This window comes from Candidatus Sulfidibacterium hydrothermale (assembly GCF_020149915.1).
Classification (GTDB): Bacteria; Bacteroidota; Bacteroidia; order Bacteroidales; family F082; genus Sulfidibacterium; species Sulfidibacterium hydrothermale.
The window spans coordinates 1846180-1861079 of the sequence record NZ_CP083760.1 but is presented as its reverse complement, the minus strand read 5'-3'; the positions used below and the strand labels follow the sequence as shown (position 1 = coordinate 1861079).

13 protein-coding genes are annotated in these 14900 nt (G+C 42.5%); 9 read left to right on the top strand and 4 right to left on the bottom strand.

The window, feature by feature from the left end:
* Window positions 1–266 precede the first annotated feature (266 nt).
* The 9 genes from nusB (at window position 267) to LA303_RS07270 (ending at window position 10132) form a co-directional block, all read left to right on the top strand.
* Entirely contained in the window at window positions 267–1226 is a 960-nt protein-coding gene (gene nusB, locus LA303_RS07310; RefSeq protein ID WP_240524635.1) for a transcription antitermination factor NusB, read from the top strand.
* 146 nt (window positions 1227–1372) lie between these two features.
* A complete protein-coding gene (locus tag LA303_RS07305) occupies window positions 1373–3637 on the top strand; it encodes an aconitate hydratase (RefSeq protein WP_240524634.1) in 2265 nt (754 codons plus the stop codon).
* Window positions 3638–3847: 210 nt separating this feature from the next.
* Window positions 3848–4426: a TetR/AcrR family transcriptional regulator gene (locus tag LA303_RS07300; protein ID WP_240524633.1), complete on the top strand. Its 579-nt coding sequence runs from the start codon at window positions 3848–3850 to the stop codon at window positions 4424–4426.
* 57 nt (window positions 4427–4483) lie between these two features.
* Window positions 4484–4891 (top strand): DUF2147 domain-containing protein, encoded by a 408-nt coding sequence (locus LA303_RS07295; RefSeq protein ID WP_240524632.1) that lies wholly within the window; start codon window positions 4484–4486, stop codon window positions 4889–4891.
* 39 nt (window positions 4892–4930) lie between these two features.
* A complete protein-coding gene (locus LA303_RS07290; RefSeq protein ID WP_240524631.1) occupies window positions 4931–6583 on the top strand; it encodes an ArnT family glycosyltransferase in 1653 nt (550 codons plus the stop codon).
* A 2-nt stretch (window positions 6584–6585) separates the two neighbouring features.
* Window positions 6586–7533 (top strand): glycosyltransferase family 2 protein, encoded by a 948-nt coding sequence (locus LA303_RS07285; RefSeq protein WP_240524630.1) that lies wholly within the window; start codon window positions 6586–6588, stop codon window positions 7531–7533.
* Between the two features lie 88 nt (window positions 7534–7621).
* Complete coding sequence (gene porQ, locus LA303_RS07280; RefSeq protein ID WP_240524629.1) at window positions 7622–8674, top strand: type IX secretion system protein PorQ; 1053 nt, start codon at window positions 7622–7624, stop codon at window positions 8672–8674.
* Between the two features lie 61 nt (window positions 8675–8735).
* A complete protein-coding gene (recF, locus tag LA303_RS07275) occupies window positions 8736–9845 on the top strand; it encodes a DNA replication/repair protein RecF (protein ID WP_240524628.1) in 1110 nt (369 codons plus the stop codon).
* Window positions 9842–10132 carry a DUF721 domain-containing protein gene (locus LA303_RS07270; protein WP_240524627.1) on the top strand — a complete coding sequence of 97 codons (291 nt, stop codon included), beginning with the start codon at window positions 9842–9844 and terminating at the stop codon, window positions 10130–10132. The genes recF and LA303_RS07270 overlap by 4 nt, the downstream gene beginning before the upstream one ends.
* Before the next feature lie 54 nt (window positions 10133–10186).
* Here LA303_RS07270 and rny read toward each other — a convergent pair whose 3' ends face one another.
* From rny to LA303_RS07250, 4 genes are all read right to left on the bottom strand, one after another.
* Window positions 10187–11737, bottom strand: a complete 1551-nt coding sequence (gene rny / locus LA303_RS07265) for a ribonuclease Y (RefSeq protein ID WP_240524626.1) — start codon at window positions 11735–11737, stop codon at window positions 10187–10189.
* Window positions 11738–11974: 237 nt separating this feature from the next.
* Entirely contained in the window at window positions 11975–12274 is a 300-nt protein-coding gene (locus LA303_RS07260; RefSeq protein ID WP_240524625.1) for a cell division protein ZapA, read from the bottom strand.
* Between the two features lie 7 nt (window positions 12275–12281).
* Window positions 12282–12569, bottom strand: a complete 288-nt coding sequence (locus LA303_RS07255) for a hypothetical protein (RefSeq protein WP_240524624.1) — start codon at window positions 12567–12569, stop codon at window positions 12282–12284.
* A gap of 181 nt (window positions 12570–12750) precedes the next feature.
* The gene (locus LA303_RS07250) at window positions 12751–14898 is read right to left on the bottom strand and encodes a glycoside hydrolase family 3 C-terminal domain-containing protein (protein ID WP_240524623.1); all 2148 of its coding nucleotides are present in this window, start codon (window positions 14896–14898) and stop codon (window positions 12751–12753) included.
* Window positions 14899–14900: the final 2 nt, after the last annotated feature.

Sequence of the window (14900 nt, the reverse complement as noted above, 5' to 3'; positions counted from 1 at the left end):
TTTTTCAAAAATTTGAATCACGAGAAAAAATGGCTCATAAAACGAAAAAATTCGACTGAATGGACGGACAAGAGAAACCTAATAACAGGCAAAGGACTGAGCATTAAGACAAAGGAAATCCGGTAAATGGAATAACAAATTGCAAAAGAGAGCAACGGTTACAAATCGGCAATAAAATTCAGCGAAAAAAATAAAAAAGACAAAAGAGAAAGAGATTATTTCTACTTTTGCGGCGAAATTAAAGTTCATTAAACAGCAAACCGGGTATGTTATATCGCAGACACCTTCGCATCAAAGTTCTTCAGTCATTATATTCGTGGTATTCAGGTGGAAACAAAGACCTTCCTTCCGGAGAAAAAGAGTTATTCAAAAGCATAGACAGGTTATACGATCTTTTTATTTATCAGCTCAGCTTCCTGCTGGCGGTAAAAGATTTTGCTTTATTACGGATTGAACAAAACAAAAAGAAGTTCTACCCTACCGAAGAAGATCTGCATCCGAATTTGAAGTTTGTGGAAAATAAGGCACTGCAGCTGATCGAAAACAATCACGATTTCCAGAAAAAAGTCGAAAAACTCAAAATCAACTGGAATGATGAAGAAGAAATGCTGCTGAAGTTTTACAAAAAGCTCCGCGAAGCCGATTTTTACAAAAAATATATGGCCGATCCCCAGCAAACGCTGGAAGAAGACAAAAAGCTTCTGATTAAGGTGGTGGACAGGCTTATACAGGATTTTGACCTGCTCCGGTCGTATTACGACGAGAAAAATGTGTATTTCGCCGAAGGTTACGATCTCTGTGGTGTATTGCTGATCAAATTTTTGGATAACCTTTCAGCCGGTTTCACACCGGAAAAACCCATGCCGGGCATTTATTCCACAGAAAAACAAAAGACCAACGACGATAAACTGTTCGTACAAAAACTCTATCGGAAAGTCATTCTGAACGATGAGGAATTAACGGAAATCATCCGTGGGAAATCAAAAAGCTGGGACTACGAACGGATTCCCAAAATGGATGTCATCCTGCTGAAAATGGCCATTATTGAGCTCCGGGAAATGCCCACTATTCCGGTAAAAGTAACGTTGAATGAATACATCGAACTGGCCAAACATTTTAGTACCCCCAAGAGCAAAACCTTTATTAACGGGGTTCTTGACAAACTCATTATCGAAATGAAAGCCAGTGGCCAGATTAAAAAAGAGGGGCGCGGGCTCATCGAATAAAACTCAAATTAGAAACAGTTTGAATTACGTTTTCCCCCGATAACGGGGGACCATTTTTCCTTTATTTTCCTATTTTTGCGCTACTTTACACGAAAGTGTAAAACAAAGTGGAACAAATTGTTTATTAAACGTTAAATCATAAAACTATGGCTTTTGATATTGAAATGATAAAAAAGGTTTACGCCCGTTTTCCGGAACGTGTGGAAGCCGCCAAAAAATTACTGGGCCGCCCCATGACCCTGGCCGAAAAAATACTGTATGCTCACCTTGACGAAGGCGTGGCAAAAGAAACGTATACCCGCGGCGAATCGTATGTTGATTTTCGTCCTGACCGCGTGGCCATGCAGGATGCTACTGCCCAAATGGCATTGTTGCAGTTTATGCAGGCCGGTAAAAGCAAAACAGCGGTTCCTTCCAGCGTACACTGCGATCACCTGATTCAAGCAAAAGAAGGCGCAGAAAAAGACCTCGAAAGAGCCAAATATACCAACCAGGAAGTATATGATTTTCTGGCTTCTGTTTCCAATAAATACGGTATTGGATTCTGGAAACCCGGTGCCGGGATTATTCACCAGGTCGTTCTTGAAAATTATGCCTTCCCGGGCGGAATGATGATCGGTACCGATTCTCACACCCCTAATGCCGGCGGACTGGGAATGGTTGCTATTGGTGTTGGTGGTGCTGATGCAGTGGACGTCATGGCCGACATGCCCTGGGAACTGAAATTTCCCAAACTGATTGGAATTAAACTTACCGGCAAACTGAGCGGATGGCTGGCTCCGAAAGATGTCATCCTGCGGGTTGCTGATATTTTAACAGTAAAAGGCGGAACCGGTGCCATTGTGGAGTATTTCGGCGAAGGCGCCCGCGCCATGTCAGCTACCGGACGAGCTACCATTTGTAACATGGGCGCTGAAATTGGCGCAACCACTTCTACTTTTGGCTTTGATGCCAATACAGCGGAATATCTGCGTCAGACCGGCCGTGCTGATGTGGCTGAACTGGCTGAACAAATTGCCGGATATCTTACTGGTGATGCCGAAGTTTATGCCGATCCGGAAAAATATTTCGATCAGGTGATCGAGATCAATCTCTCTGAACTGGAGCCGGCACTTAATGGACCGTTTACGCCCGATTTGCGTACACCGGTGTCGAAAATAGCAGAAACAGCAAAGAAAAACGACTGGCCGCTGAATATGGAAGCCGCCCTGATTGGTTCTTGTACCAACTCTTCGTATGAAGACATTACACGGGCTGCCAACATTGCCCGTCAGGCTGTGGAAAAGAAACTTACGGCCAAAGCCGAATTGTTTATCACCCCGGGTTCTGAACAGGTGCGTTATACCATTGAACGCGACGGACTGATTGCCGAATTCGAAAAAATGGGCGGCGTGGTACTGGCCAACGCCTGCGGACAGTGTATCGGACAATGGGATCGTGAAAGTGTGAAAGACGGTCACCGCAACTCCATCATCACCTCTTTTAACCGGAACTTTGCCAAACGGAATGATGGCAACCCGAACACCTATGCTTTTGTGGCTTCGCCGGAAATGGTGATGTGCTATGCACTTTCCGGACGGCTCGATTTCAATCCGCTGACCGATACGTTAACCAATGCGGATGGCGAAGAAGTAAAACTGGACGTTCCGGAAGGAATGGTTTTCCCGCCCAAAGGATTTGAAGTGGATGATCCCGGCTATCAGGCTCCGGCTGAAGATGGCAGCAAAATTGAAGTGAAAGTAGATCCTAACTCCGAAAGGCTGCAATTGCTCACTCCTTTCCCGGAATGGGATGGCAAAGATTTTAAAGGATTGCACCTGCTGATCAAAGCCAAAGGAAAATGTACCACCGATCATATTTCCATGGCCGGACCGTGGTTGCGTTATCGTGGTCATCTGGAAAATATTTCTCAAAACCTGCTGATTGGTGCGGTAAATTATTTCAATGAAAAAACCAATTTGGTAAAAGATCAGTTAGACGGACAATACAAAGCCGTTCCGGAAGCTGCGAAACATTACCGTGATGAAAGTGTGGGATCCATTATTATTGGAGACGAAAACTACGGTGAAGGCTCGTCACGTGAACATGCCGCTATGGAACCCCGTTTTATGGGAGTAAAAGCCGTTCTGGTTCGTTCTTTTGCCCGTATTCACGAAACCAACCTGAAAAAACAAGGCGTATTGGCACTTACTTTTGCCGATCCGGCCGATTATGACAAGATTTTGGAAGATGACCGTTTCGATATTCTCGGACTGGCTGAATTTGCACCAGGAAAAGATTTCACGGTGGTTATCCGCCATGCGGATGGTTCATCCGACGAAATCAAAGCGAAACACACCTACAATAAGAACCAGATCGAATGGTTTAAAGCAGGTAGTGCGCTGAATCTGATTAGAAAGCAAAATGCATAAAACAGATTCCTGTCAAAACAAAAAGGCCCGGTTGATCCGGGCTTTTTTTATTTTTTCCCCGGTCGTTTATTGATGCTCCCGGAGTATTATTTCAGCCTCATTTACCGGAAACTGAGCCCCGTGATTTTTAAAAAAATATTTAAAAATATGGAACTGTAATAATTACTCCCTACCTTTGTCGAAAATTTTTCAAACTAAATAGATGGCAATATGCTCACAAACAGACAATTTGAGATTATTGATACCGCTGTTGACATCATTGCGCGAAATGGGATACAGGGGCTGACCATTAAAAATCTGGCTAAGGAGATTGGCATTTCCGAACCGGGAATTTATCGCCATTTCGAAAGCAAAACAGATATTTTACTGGCGCTTTTGGCCAATTTTGAGGAAATGTTGTCCATTATGGATAAAGGGATTCAATCAAAAGAAGAAAACACACTGGATAAAATCAAATTCCTGTTTTCACGGATCGTTGAAATTTTTTCAAACGAACCCAGCAGAATATCGGTGGTGTTTTCAGAAGAGATTTTTAAAAACGACCCGAAACTGAAAGAAAAAATTGTAAATATCTTAAATGATAAAATTGCTTCCATTGGAGAAATTATTCACGATGGACAGCGAAAAGGGGAAATCAGAAAGGACATCGACCACTACACCCTGGCCATGATCATTATCGGATCACTTCGGCTGATGGTAAAAAAATGGGATTTGACCAGCCAAACGGTAAATTTGCACGAAGAAGGGGTAAAACTGGTGGATGGACTGACTTTGATCCTGAAGGGATAAAAAATTTTTGAAAAAAAGCATAGTGAATATTAACTACGGAATTTAAAAACAAGACTTATGAAGTTGAATATTTTCAAATGGCGGTTTTCGCTGATCGCAATTATCGCATTGATGGCATCCTCCACATTGTGGGCTCAAAATGGCGATGCTATTATCGGTAAATATCATTTACCCAATAATATGGATGTATCCATTTATAAACAGGGAAACAAATATTTCGGGAAAATTATCCGGTTATATAATGATGATCACGTTCCGGATACCACCTCATCGCTGATCGGAAAAGTAATCATTAAAAACCTGGAGTATGATCCTGCCGATAAGGAATGGGTTAACGGAACCATGTATGCTCCTGATAAAGACATGACTTTTAATCTGAAAGTAACCGAAATGAGAAAAGATGAGATTGTGGTAACCGGTTCTAAATTTATAATACACAAAACCCTGATCTGGAAAAAGATATAAGTAGCAATCGAAAATTATGATAAACCAAAGCGTACAAAGATGATGAACAAAAACCAGGCAGAGCAAAAATGGCTTTACGGTATTTTAATTGCATTGGCGGTTATGGTTTATATCACCGGATTATTTCCGGCAACGACTGTCGACTCCGCCAAATATGCCACTGTAAGCCGTGAGATTTTTCATTCAGGAAACTGGATACACCTGAAAATTTGCGGACATCCATATTTACAGAAACCGCCTTTGTTGTTTTGGTTGGGGGCTATTTTCTTCCATCTCTTTGGCGTTTCTATCGTGGCTTTTAAGATTCCCACCTTACTTTTTACACTGCTCGGAATCTATTCGGTTTACCGGTTTGGAAAACTGATTTACGATGAAAAAACAGGACGTATAGCGGCTGCGATTTATGGTATTAGCGAAGCCATGTTTTTGTACAATATGGATGTGCATACCGATGCGTTGCTTACGGCGAATATCATTTTTGGAACCTGGCAGATTGCTGAATATCTCGACAAAAGAAAACTTGTCAATTATATACTCGGGTTTATCGGTATCGGATTGGCAATGATATCCAAAGGGTTTATCGGACTGGTAGTCCCGGTGATAGCCATAGGCGGCTATCTTTTGATGAAAAAAGACTTCCGTACCCTTTTCTCACCCAAGTGGATAGGCGGAATACTCATTCTGGCGCTGATTTTATTTCCTGTTTTAAAAGGTTTGTACGACCAATTTGGCATTGAAGGAATTAAATTTTATTTCTGGTCTAACAACATTGACCGGATACGGGGAGAATATTCGCATTTTAAACACGATTATTTCTTTAGCTTACACACTATGGCTTATATTTTTCTGCCATGGTCGCTGTATACTTTTTCGGCTTTTGTAAATGATGCCCGGCAATGGGCACAGCACCATTTTAAGCTGAAAAACCCAAAAGTGGTTTACAATTATTCCGTCATTGTGGTTCTTTTGCTGGTTGTTTCCATTTCCAGCCAACAGTCGCCTCATTATCTTTTGCCGGCAATTCCGTTCATTGCTATGGTAACCGCCCGTTTTATCAATGAGATTTCGACTACGAACCAAAAAATTAAAACACAGAAACTCCTGTTTATTTTCAGGAATCTCATTGTTTTTCTTACCTGGCCTGTCATTTTTGTAACGGCTTTTTATTTCTTTCCTGTCCATCAGCCGATAATCTGGGCAACCCTGCTCCTGCTGCTTGTTTTTCAGATTTTCAGTCTTTTCCAACTGAAAACCCGGCTACAGAAGTTGCTTGTCCCGTTGATGATTTCCATCATTTCCCTGACCTTTGTCTCCAATACGGTGTATATGCCATCGGCACTGAAATATCATGGTCCTATTCAGGCTTCGTTGCTTTATGATAAGCTGGCACAGCCTCAAACACCGCTTTATACTTACGATTACGGGTTATATGAAACCTGTTTTTATCCTAAAACAGCATCAAAAATGGTGGAAAGTAAAGAAGAGCTTATTCACTTGCTGAATAGCCAAACCCCCTTCTGGCTCATCACTACCCAAAAGGGGTACGAAACCATTTTACAGCAAAACAATCATGAAATCACCCAAAAGTATATCTTTCCGTACAAAAAGTTAACCAATCTTTCATTACGTTTTATGAATCCGAAAACGCGAAACAGTACGCTGAAAAAGATATATTTGCTAAAAATCAAATAATTATGACAGAACTCTCTCTTGTAATCGCTATTCATAACGAAGAACAAAACATTCAGCCGCTTATCCAGAACATTCAACAGTTTCTGGAGAATAAAATTTCTTATGAAGTAATTTTTGTGGACGACGGATCTACCGACCGTACGGCATCTATGGTCCGCCGGTACGGAAATCAGCATGTTATACTCATTGAACTGAGAAAGAATGTGGGGCAATCGGCTGCTTTACAAGCCGGAATTGACCAAGCAAAAGGCCAATACATTGCCACCATGGATGGAGACCTGCAAAATGATGCAGAAGATCTTCCCAAAATGCTGGATATTTTAAAAGAAGAAAAGTGTGATTTTGTGGTGGGCATCAGAAAACGGCGTTCAGACCAATTTTTTACCCGGAAACTTCCTTCGCGTATTGCTAACTACATCGTACGAAAAGTAACCCGTACCAACATCATCGATAACGGATGCGGAATTAAAATGTTCCGGGCCGAGATTTTAAAAGAGATGCAATTGTATGGAGAAAAACACCGTTTTCTGGCTTCGTTCATCGCTATGGAAGGCGCTACTTACCGGCAGATCGAAGTAAAACATCATCCACGTATCCACGGGAAATCAAAATACGGAATTAACCGGACATTGAAAGTAATTGCCGACCTGCTTTTGATCAACTTTTCCAGAAAATTCGGACAAAAACCAATGTATCTCTTTGGTTCTGCCGGTTTCATCTCTTTTTTGGCCGGTTTTATCATCCTTTTTTATCTGTTGATCCAGAAAATACTGGGATTGAATATTTGGGGGCGTCCCATTCTCATTCTCGGTGTCTTGTTTATTTTTATTGGGATTCATCTAATCTCCACCGGATTAATTTTGGATACCCTTATCCGGGGAATTTATATGCGGGATAACATCAAACCTTATAAAATAAAAAAAATTTCCAGGATTTCTTCTGAGCAATAACGGCTTTTTGTTTCACGAATTTTTGTAGGTTTGTTGCTCAATCAAAATAATTTAAATAACCCGGCGTTATTTCAGTATTAAAAAATTCGTGAAATATAAGACTCTTTTCTTTCTTTCTTTTTTATTGCTGTTCGGTTCGTATGCTGTGTCAGGACAGAATTCCGGCACTGAAGCATTTACGTTCTTACAGGAACCGGTAACCGCACGTCTTGCAGCACTGGGTACTGATGTGGCTGCCGTTAACGATAACGATATTAACATTGCTTCTGCAAATCCGTCGCTGATTACTCCGGAAATGAACAACGATTTTTCACTGGCTTATGTGAATTATTTTGCCGGGCTGAATTATGGGCTGGTACAGTTTTCGCACACTTTTGAAAAAGCTGGAAGTTTCCTTTTCGGCATTCAGTTCATGAGTTATGGCGAATTTGATTATGCTGATGCTTCGGGAAATCGCGGCGGAACATTTAGCGCCGCCGATTACGCCATCAATGTGGGTTGGGGAAGAAAACTAAACGACCATTTTTCCATCGGGGCTACTGGAAAATTCATCTATTCTTATTACGAAACCTATAATTCGGTGGGACTTGCCGTGGATGTTGCCGGAACTTATCAAAGTGCTACGAACTGGATCTTTTCTTTGACCGCAGCCAATGTCGGATTGCAATTAAAGCCCTATGTTTCCGGAGCACCCACTTATCCCCTTCCCTTTAATCTCTCTTTGTCGCTTTCCAAACGCCTGGAACACATGCCTTTCCGCTTCTTTTTGGTATATAACCACATCGAACAATGGAAAGTCAGTTATTATGATTCGATAAGCCCGCCGGCAGGAATTGACCCGATTACCGGAGAACCGGTTAAACAATCCGGATTTTCAGAATTTACAGACGACCTGATGCGTCATTTTGTTTTTGGCGGAGAACTGCTTATCGGCAAACACCTTGTTTTGCGGGGTTCGTATAATTATCGTCGCCGGAAAGAACTGAGTATTTCCCAACGGGTGGGGATGGTCGGTTTTTCCTGGGGACTGGGACTGAAGATTTCCCATTTCCGCTTTGATTACTCCCGTTCGACCTATCACCGGACAGGATCGCCGAATTACTTTACCCTGAGTATGTCATTAGACGAATTCAGGAAATAAATCCCAAGTAGTAAAACCGCTTATTTTGTACTTTTGAACGGTTAATCATGAACGAAAAAAGATGTTTTTATCCCGATTGAAAATCAATCATTTTAAAAATCACTCCGAGGCCGATTTATCTTTCAATGAAAAGATCAATTGTTTTGTGGGAGACAACGGTGTAGGCAAAACCAACTTGCTGGATGCCATTTATTATCTGTCATTTACCAAAAGTTGTTTCAATGCAGTAGACGCACAAAACATTCAGCATCAGCGTGATTTTTTTGCATTACATGGCTATTACAAAAATCAGGATGAAGTAGAAGATCGGGTTAGTTGTATCCAGCCTCGCGGAAAGAAAAAACAATTCCGGTTTAACAAAAAAGATTATGACCGGCTTTCCGATCACATCGGAAAAATTCCCTTGGTGATGATTTCGCCCTACGACCGTGATTTAATAAATGACGGAAGCGAAGTGCGCCGTAAATACCTTGATGGTGTAATTTCTCAGTTTGACACGTTTTATCTTGCCGGATTATTGGAATATAACAAAGCACTTCAGCAAAGAAACACGCTGTTAAAACAATTTGCCGAGCATCATTATTTTGACGAGCTTTCGCTGAAAATATGGGATGAAAAGCTGATCCAATACGGCGAATCACTGTTTAAAAAACGAAAAGCCTTTTTTGACGAGTTTAATCCGTTGTTTTCCAAATATTACCATTACCTCTCACAAGGAAAAGAAGAAGTGGAAATTGTTTACAAATCCACATTACAGGAAAAACCCCTTGCCGAATTACTGAATGAATCGGTACGGCGCGATTTGGCTGTACGTTACACCACAACAGGGATTCACAAAGACGACCTCTTGCTGCTGATCAATGGTTATCCGGTAAAGAAATTTGGTTCTCAGGGGCAACAAAAATCCTTTGTTATCGCCATAAAACTGGCACAATTTGAGTATATGCGCCAGCAAAAAGGATTTAAACCCATTTTGCTTTTTGATGATATCTTTGACAAACTGGACGAAAACCGCGTGGCACAAATTGTAGAGCTGGTCAGCGAAGAAAATTTTGGTCAGGTTTTTATTACCGATACCCAGCCATCACGAATCCGTGCCATTTTTGATAAAATCAATATTGCACATAAAATTTTTGAAGTAACCCCTGAAAAAATCCGTGAATTAACATGACAAGAGACAATCAATATACACTGAAAGAAGCCATTGAACAGCTGATCAGGGCTTATGGCTTTAACGATAAATTACTGGAAACTACTTTGATTGATTCATGGGAACAGGTAGTTGGCGGCGTATATGCAGCCCATACCCAACATCTGAAAGTAAAAAACAAAACCCTTTTTGTAACCCTGGACTCCCCTGCCCTGCGTCAGGAATTATCCATGGAAAAATCGGGCATTATCGAAAAACTGAATGCCAAAGCCGGAAAACCGGTGATTGATGATATTGTTTTTCGGTAATAAAAAAAGCGGATACCGATTCGATACCCGCTTTAATCTTTTTTTCGGTTTTTATTACTTGGCGTAATTTATGGCTCTTGTTTCCCGGATGACGGTAATTTTAATCTGCCCCGGATAAGTCATCTCTTCCTGTATTTTCTTCGACAAATCGTACGAGAGGCTGTCTGCCTGCTGGTCAGAAACCTTGTCGGCTCCCACGATTACCCGCAATTCACGACCGGCCTGGATGGCATAAGTTTTTACAACACCCGGATAACCCAGTGCAATTTCTTCCAGTTTCTTCAGCCGTTGAATGTATGCTTCTACCACTTCACGACGTGCCCCCGGACGAGAGCCAGAGATGGCATCACACACCTGAACAATGGGAGCAATCAGTGTTTCCATTTCAATTTCATCGTGGTGAGCGCCAATGGCATTGCAAACATCGGGATGTTCCTTGTATTTTTCGGCCAGTTTTTTACCCAGCAAAGCATGAGGTAATTCGGCTTCGTTTTCGGCAATCTTTCCAATATCGTGCAACAACCCGGCCCGTTTGGCTTTTTTGGGATTCAATCCCAGTTCAGCTGCCATGGTAGCACTTAACCGGGCTACTTCAATGGAGTGCGAAAGCAGGTTTTGTCCGTAGGAAGAGCGGTAGCGCATCCGTCCAACCAGCCGGATAAGCTCGTGATGCATGTTGTGAATTCCCAGGTCAATTACCGTCCGTTTACCGGTTTCCAGAATTTCCTGTTCTACTTCTTTTTTGGTTTTGGTTACCACTTCTTCAATACGGGCCGGATGAATACGGCCATCGGCGACCAGCTTTTGAAGCGAAAGCCGGGCTACTTCACGCCGGATAGGGTCAAAACCGGAAAGCAAAATGGCATCCGGCGTATCATCGATAATAATTTCGATACCGGTAAGGGATTCCAGCGCACGAATATTGCGCCCCTCACGGCCGATAATCCGGCCTTTTATATTTTCATTGTCAATATTAAAGACTGTGACCGTGTTTTCGATGGCATGCTCAGAAGCCGTACGCTGAATGGTTTCCACCACAATTTTTTTGGCATTACGTTCGGCTGTAAGACGGGCTTCTTCGGTAATTTCGCGAATCATCATCATGGCTTCCGCCTTGGCTTCGCCTTTTAATGATTCGATAAGCTGATCTTTGGCTTCGCGGGCCGAAAGTTTACTGATATTTTCCAGTTTTTCAACTTCTTCAGCGTGAAGTTTATTTAATTCTTCCTGTTTTTTATTAACGATTTCGAGTTGGGCATTCAAATTGTTTTTCAGTGCGTTTAGTTCATTATTTTTTCGTTGGGTTTCCTGTAGTTTTTGATTTAAAGTGGCTTCCTTTTGACGAATCCGGTTTTCCGATTTCTGGATATTTCGATTTTTTTCGTCAATAATTTTCTGGTGTTCGCTTTTCAGCTGAAGAAATTTTTCTTTTGCCTGGAGAATTTTTTCTTTTTTCACTACTTCGGCTTTCTCCTTGGCTTCTTCAAGAATGGCCCTACTTTTTTTGAGCAGGGCATTTTTGAGCACGTAATAAGTAACGGCCACGCCGATACCGATGCCCGCCAACACAAGCACTGCGTCAATAATTATTGTTTCCATAAGCATGTTGTTTGTGTGGCAAATACCTCCATAAAAAAACCCGCATAATCATGGAGTCTTAGTAAACTCCGGAAAAACATGGTTAGGGATGCCGGGATGTTCGAACGTCCAGTGTCTGCCCGAAGGCAAATCCCACGAGGGTAATCAGGCCTGTTCTACGATCCGCTAAGCGTTGTCCCTAAAGTTTGTAGTGTTGAGTTTACAAACATTAGATTATGCGGGTATATCTTACAACAAAGAACGTTATTCTGCTGACAATTGATGACTTAGGACTTCATCTATCTCTTGCAATTTTGTCATCATTTCTTTTTCTCGAAAGTCCTTTTTCTGTTCCAATTCCAATATCCCCACCGCATTTTGCAGGGCGATCATTGCCAGGATATCCTGTTGGTCCTGATGCTCATAGGTATGGGCAAAACTCCGGATTTCTTCTTCCACAGATTCTGCCGCTTTCCTTACAATTTCTTCCTGTTCACGCCGTACACGCATCTTATAAGGCCTTCCGGCAATCACCACTTTAATATTTAAGAATGCATCCTGCAAAATCGTATTATTTACTAATCACATCCATACTCCGGTCAATCTCTTCCAACAACTCATCAATTATCTGAATTCCTTTCTCAACACCGAATTTACTTTCAAAGGCATTTGCCAAAGTTAATTTTAAAAACTCATTATTTTTTTTATTTAACAGTTCCTGAAGCGACACAATTTCTTTTTTCAATTCTGCCACCTCGTTTTTCAGCTGTTTGTTTTCGGCATCCAGCAAACGGTATTGCTCTATTAATTTCCTGACTTTATAGTCAATACCGGAAATTAGAACTTTCTCATTTGCCATTTGCTTCAAACGTCTGCTGCGCTACAAAAGTAATTATTTTCATTCTCAGCTGCAAGTGTTCTTTTGAAAAAGAAAGCCGGTTTAGCATTTTTTCAGGATTCATACTTACAACCGGATTGAAGACAGTGAATTACAGTTAATTGTTTTTCAGTAAAGGTTCTTTTTCCTGCAAAAGAATTTTTCAGGGAATGGTCATGGGCACCGACAGCCGGACATCGTCGGATGCGGCAGCCACCTGGAAAATATACACCGCCGAGTCCAAAACAAAACGGTGGAGCCGGATATCCCAGTGTTTTAACTGCTTATAGGGAACAGAAAAGGTAATCTCCTTTTTTTCTCCGGGTTTTAGATTACACCGGGTAAAAGCGACCAATGATTTGATCGGATTCCGGCCGCTGTCGCTTTTCTCTCTTACGTAAACCTGCGGCACTTCATCCCCCCGACGATTCCCACTGTTGGTTACCGTAAAACGAATCATCACCTTTTGTCCCTGTTTTTTAACCGACAAGCCGGAATAACGAAAAGTGGTGTAACTCAGTCCGTAACCGAAAGCAAATTCCGGTTTTCCTTTAAAGTACCGATAAGTACGTCCTGTCATATCATAGCTTTCAAAAGGAGGCAAATCTTTTACCGTTTTGTAAAAGGTAACCGGAAGTCTTCCGGCCGGATTATAATCTCCAAACAAAACATCAGCTACTGCATCGCCGCCTTCTTCTCCGGGGTACCAAACAAACAAAATGGCATCAGCCAGCTTTTCTATTTCCGGCATGGCTACCGCACTGCCGCCGGTTACTACTACAACGAGCGGAATATCCCCAATACTTTTTTTGAGTTTCCGGATAAAATCAATTTGATTTTGTGGCAAATGCAATACCCTGCGGTCACCACCATCATCATTCAAAAGGGCATCGCCGTTTTCTCCTTCCAAAAAAGGCGAATACCCCACACAGGCAATAACCGCGTCTGCCTGTTGAGCTATCCAGAAACCATTAAACCGGTCGGCTCCGTTCCAAAAAGCGCCCTGAGTATAATTTACGACTGTACCTGTACCGGCTTTTTGTACAATTCCTTCTAAAAGGGTTTTCATATTTCCGGAAATTCCGCTGTAATTTCCCATAAGCACATGCATATCGGCAGCAGCCGGTCCGGTAACAAATATCTTTTTCAGCTTTTTGTGGTCCAGGGGTAAAACGTGATCTTTGTTTTTCAACAGGACGATAGATTCTGCTGCCGTGCGGCGAGCCAGCACCCGGTGTTTTTTCCATGCAACCGAGTCCATTCTAATTGTTGCATACGGATTTTCGGTATCGTTTCCCATCAGTCCCAGTTTAAAACGGGTACGCAACAAAGGCTTCAGTAAAGTGTCAATTCGTTTTTCGGTAAGCAACCCTTTTTGAACGGCTTCGGGTAAATATTTATACAGGTAGCCACAATTCAGGTTCGCTCCGGCCTTGGCCGCCATCACGGCAGCATCCAGCCGGTTATCAACTACTTTGTGCCGGGCCCAGATGTCATCCAGTGCCCAACAATCGGTAACCACATGTCCCCGGAAACCCCAATCTTGCCGTAATACCGTATCCAGCAAATAGCGGCTGCCACAGCAAGGAGAATTATCCAGCCGGTTATAAGCACACATGACGGCATCCACACCGTGTTGAACCAGCGTTTTAAAAGCCGGAAAATACGTTTCATGCAAATCAACTTCATCGGGAAGTGCGTCAAAATGATGACGAACAGCCTCCGGTCCGCTATATGCCGCAAAATGTTTCGCGCAGACGGATGTCTTTAAAAACCGGGGATTACTGCCTTGCATTCCTTTTACATAAGCCACGCCCATAGAAGCGGTCAAAAAAGGATCTTCGCCGTAAGTTTCCTGTCCCCTGCCCCAACGCGGGTCTCTGAAAATGTTAATGTTAGGAGCCCAAAACGTAAGGCCGGTATACTGTACCCGGCTGTTTTTAGCTACTGCTGCTGCATGTTTTGCCCGGGCTTCATCAGAAATGGCTACCGCCACCTTGTGTAGGAGTGCCGTATCAAAAGTTGCCGCTAAACCGATGGACTGGGGAAAAACGGTGGCTTTTCCTGCCCGGGCCACGCCATGCAGCGCTTCATTCCACCAGACATAAGCCGGAATTCCCAACCGCGGAATAGCCGGGTTTTTGTAAAGCAACAGTGATGTTTTTTCTTTTAGCGTCAGCCTTCCCAGCAAATCATCCACCCGTTTTTCGACAGGAAGTTTTGTATTTTGAAACGGATAATGCTGTTGCCCCAGCACCGGACTGGCAAGCAACACACTCCACAAAATCCATAAAAGCAAATATCTTTTCATTT

Coding starts and splice junctions, on each gene's coding strand:
- nusB (WP_240524635.1), top strand. CDS start 267: ATGTTATATCGCAGACACCTTCGCATCAAAGTTCTTCAGTCATTATAT.
- LA303_RS07305 (WP_240524634.1), top strand. CDS start 1,373: ATGGCTTTTGATATTGAAATGATAAAAAAGGTTTACGCCCGTTTTCCG.
- LA303_RS07300 (WP_240524633.1), top strand. CDS start 3,848: ATGCTCACAAACAGACAATTTGAGATTATTGATACCGCTGTTGACATC.
- LA303_RS07295 (WP_240524632.1), top strand. CDS start 4,484: ATGAAGTTGAATATTTTCAAATGGCGGTTTTCGCTGATCGCAATTATC.
- LA303_RS07290 (WP_240524631.1), top strand. CDS start 4,931: ATGATGAACAAAAACCAGGCAGAGCAAAAATGGCTTTACGGTATTTTA.
- LA303_RS07285 (WP_240524630.1), top strand. CDS start 6,586: ATGACAGAACTCTCTCTTGTAATCGCTATTCATAACGAAGAACAAAAC.
- recF (WP_240524628.1), top strand. CDS start 8,736: ATGTTTTTATCCCGATTGAAAATCAATCATTTTAAAAATCACTCCGAG.
- LA303_RS07270 (WP_240524627.1), top strand. CDS start 9,842: ATGACAAGAGACAATCAATATACACTGAAAGAAGCCATTGAACAGCTG.
- rny (WP_240524626.1), bottom strand. CDS start 11,737: ATGCTTATGGAAACAATAATTATTGACGCAGTGCTTGTGTTGGCGGGC.
- LA303_RS07255 (WP_240524624.1), bottom strand. CDS start 12,569: ATGGCAAATGAGAAAGTTCTAATTTCCGGTATTGACTATAAAGTCAGG.
- LA303_RS07250 (WP_240524623.1), bottom strand. CDS start 14,898: ATGAAAAGATATTTGCTTTTATGGATTTTGTGGAGTGTGTTGCTTGCC.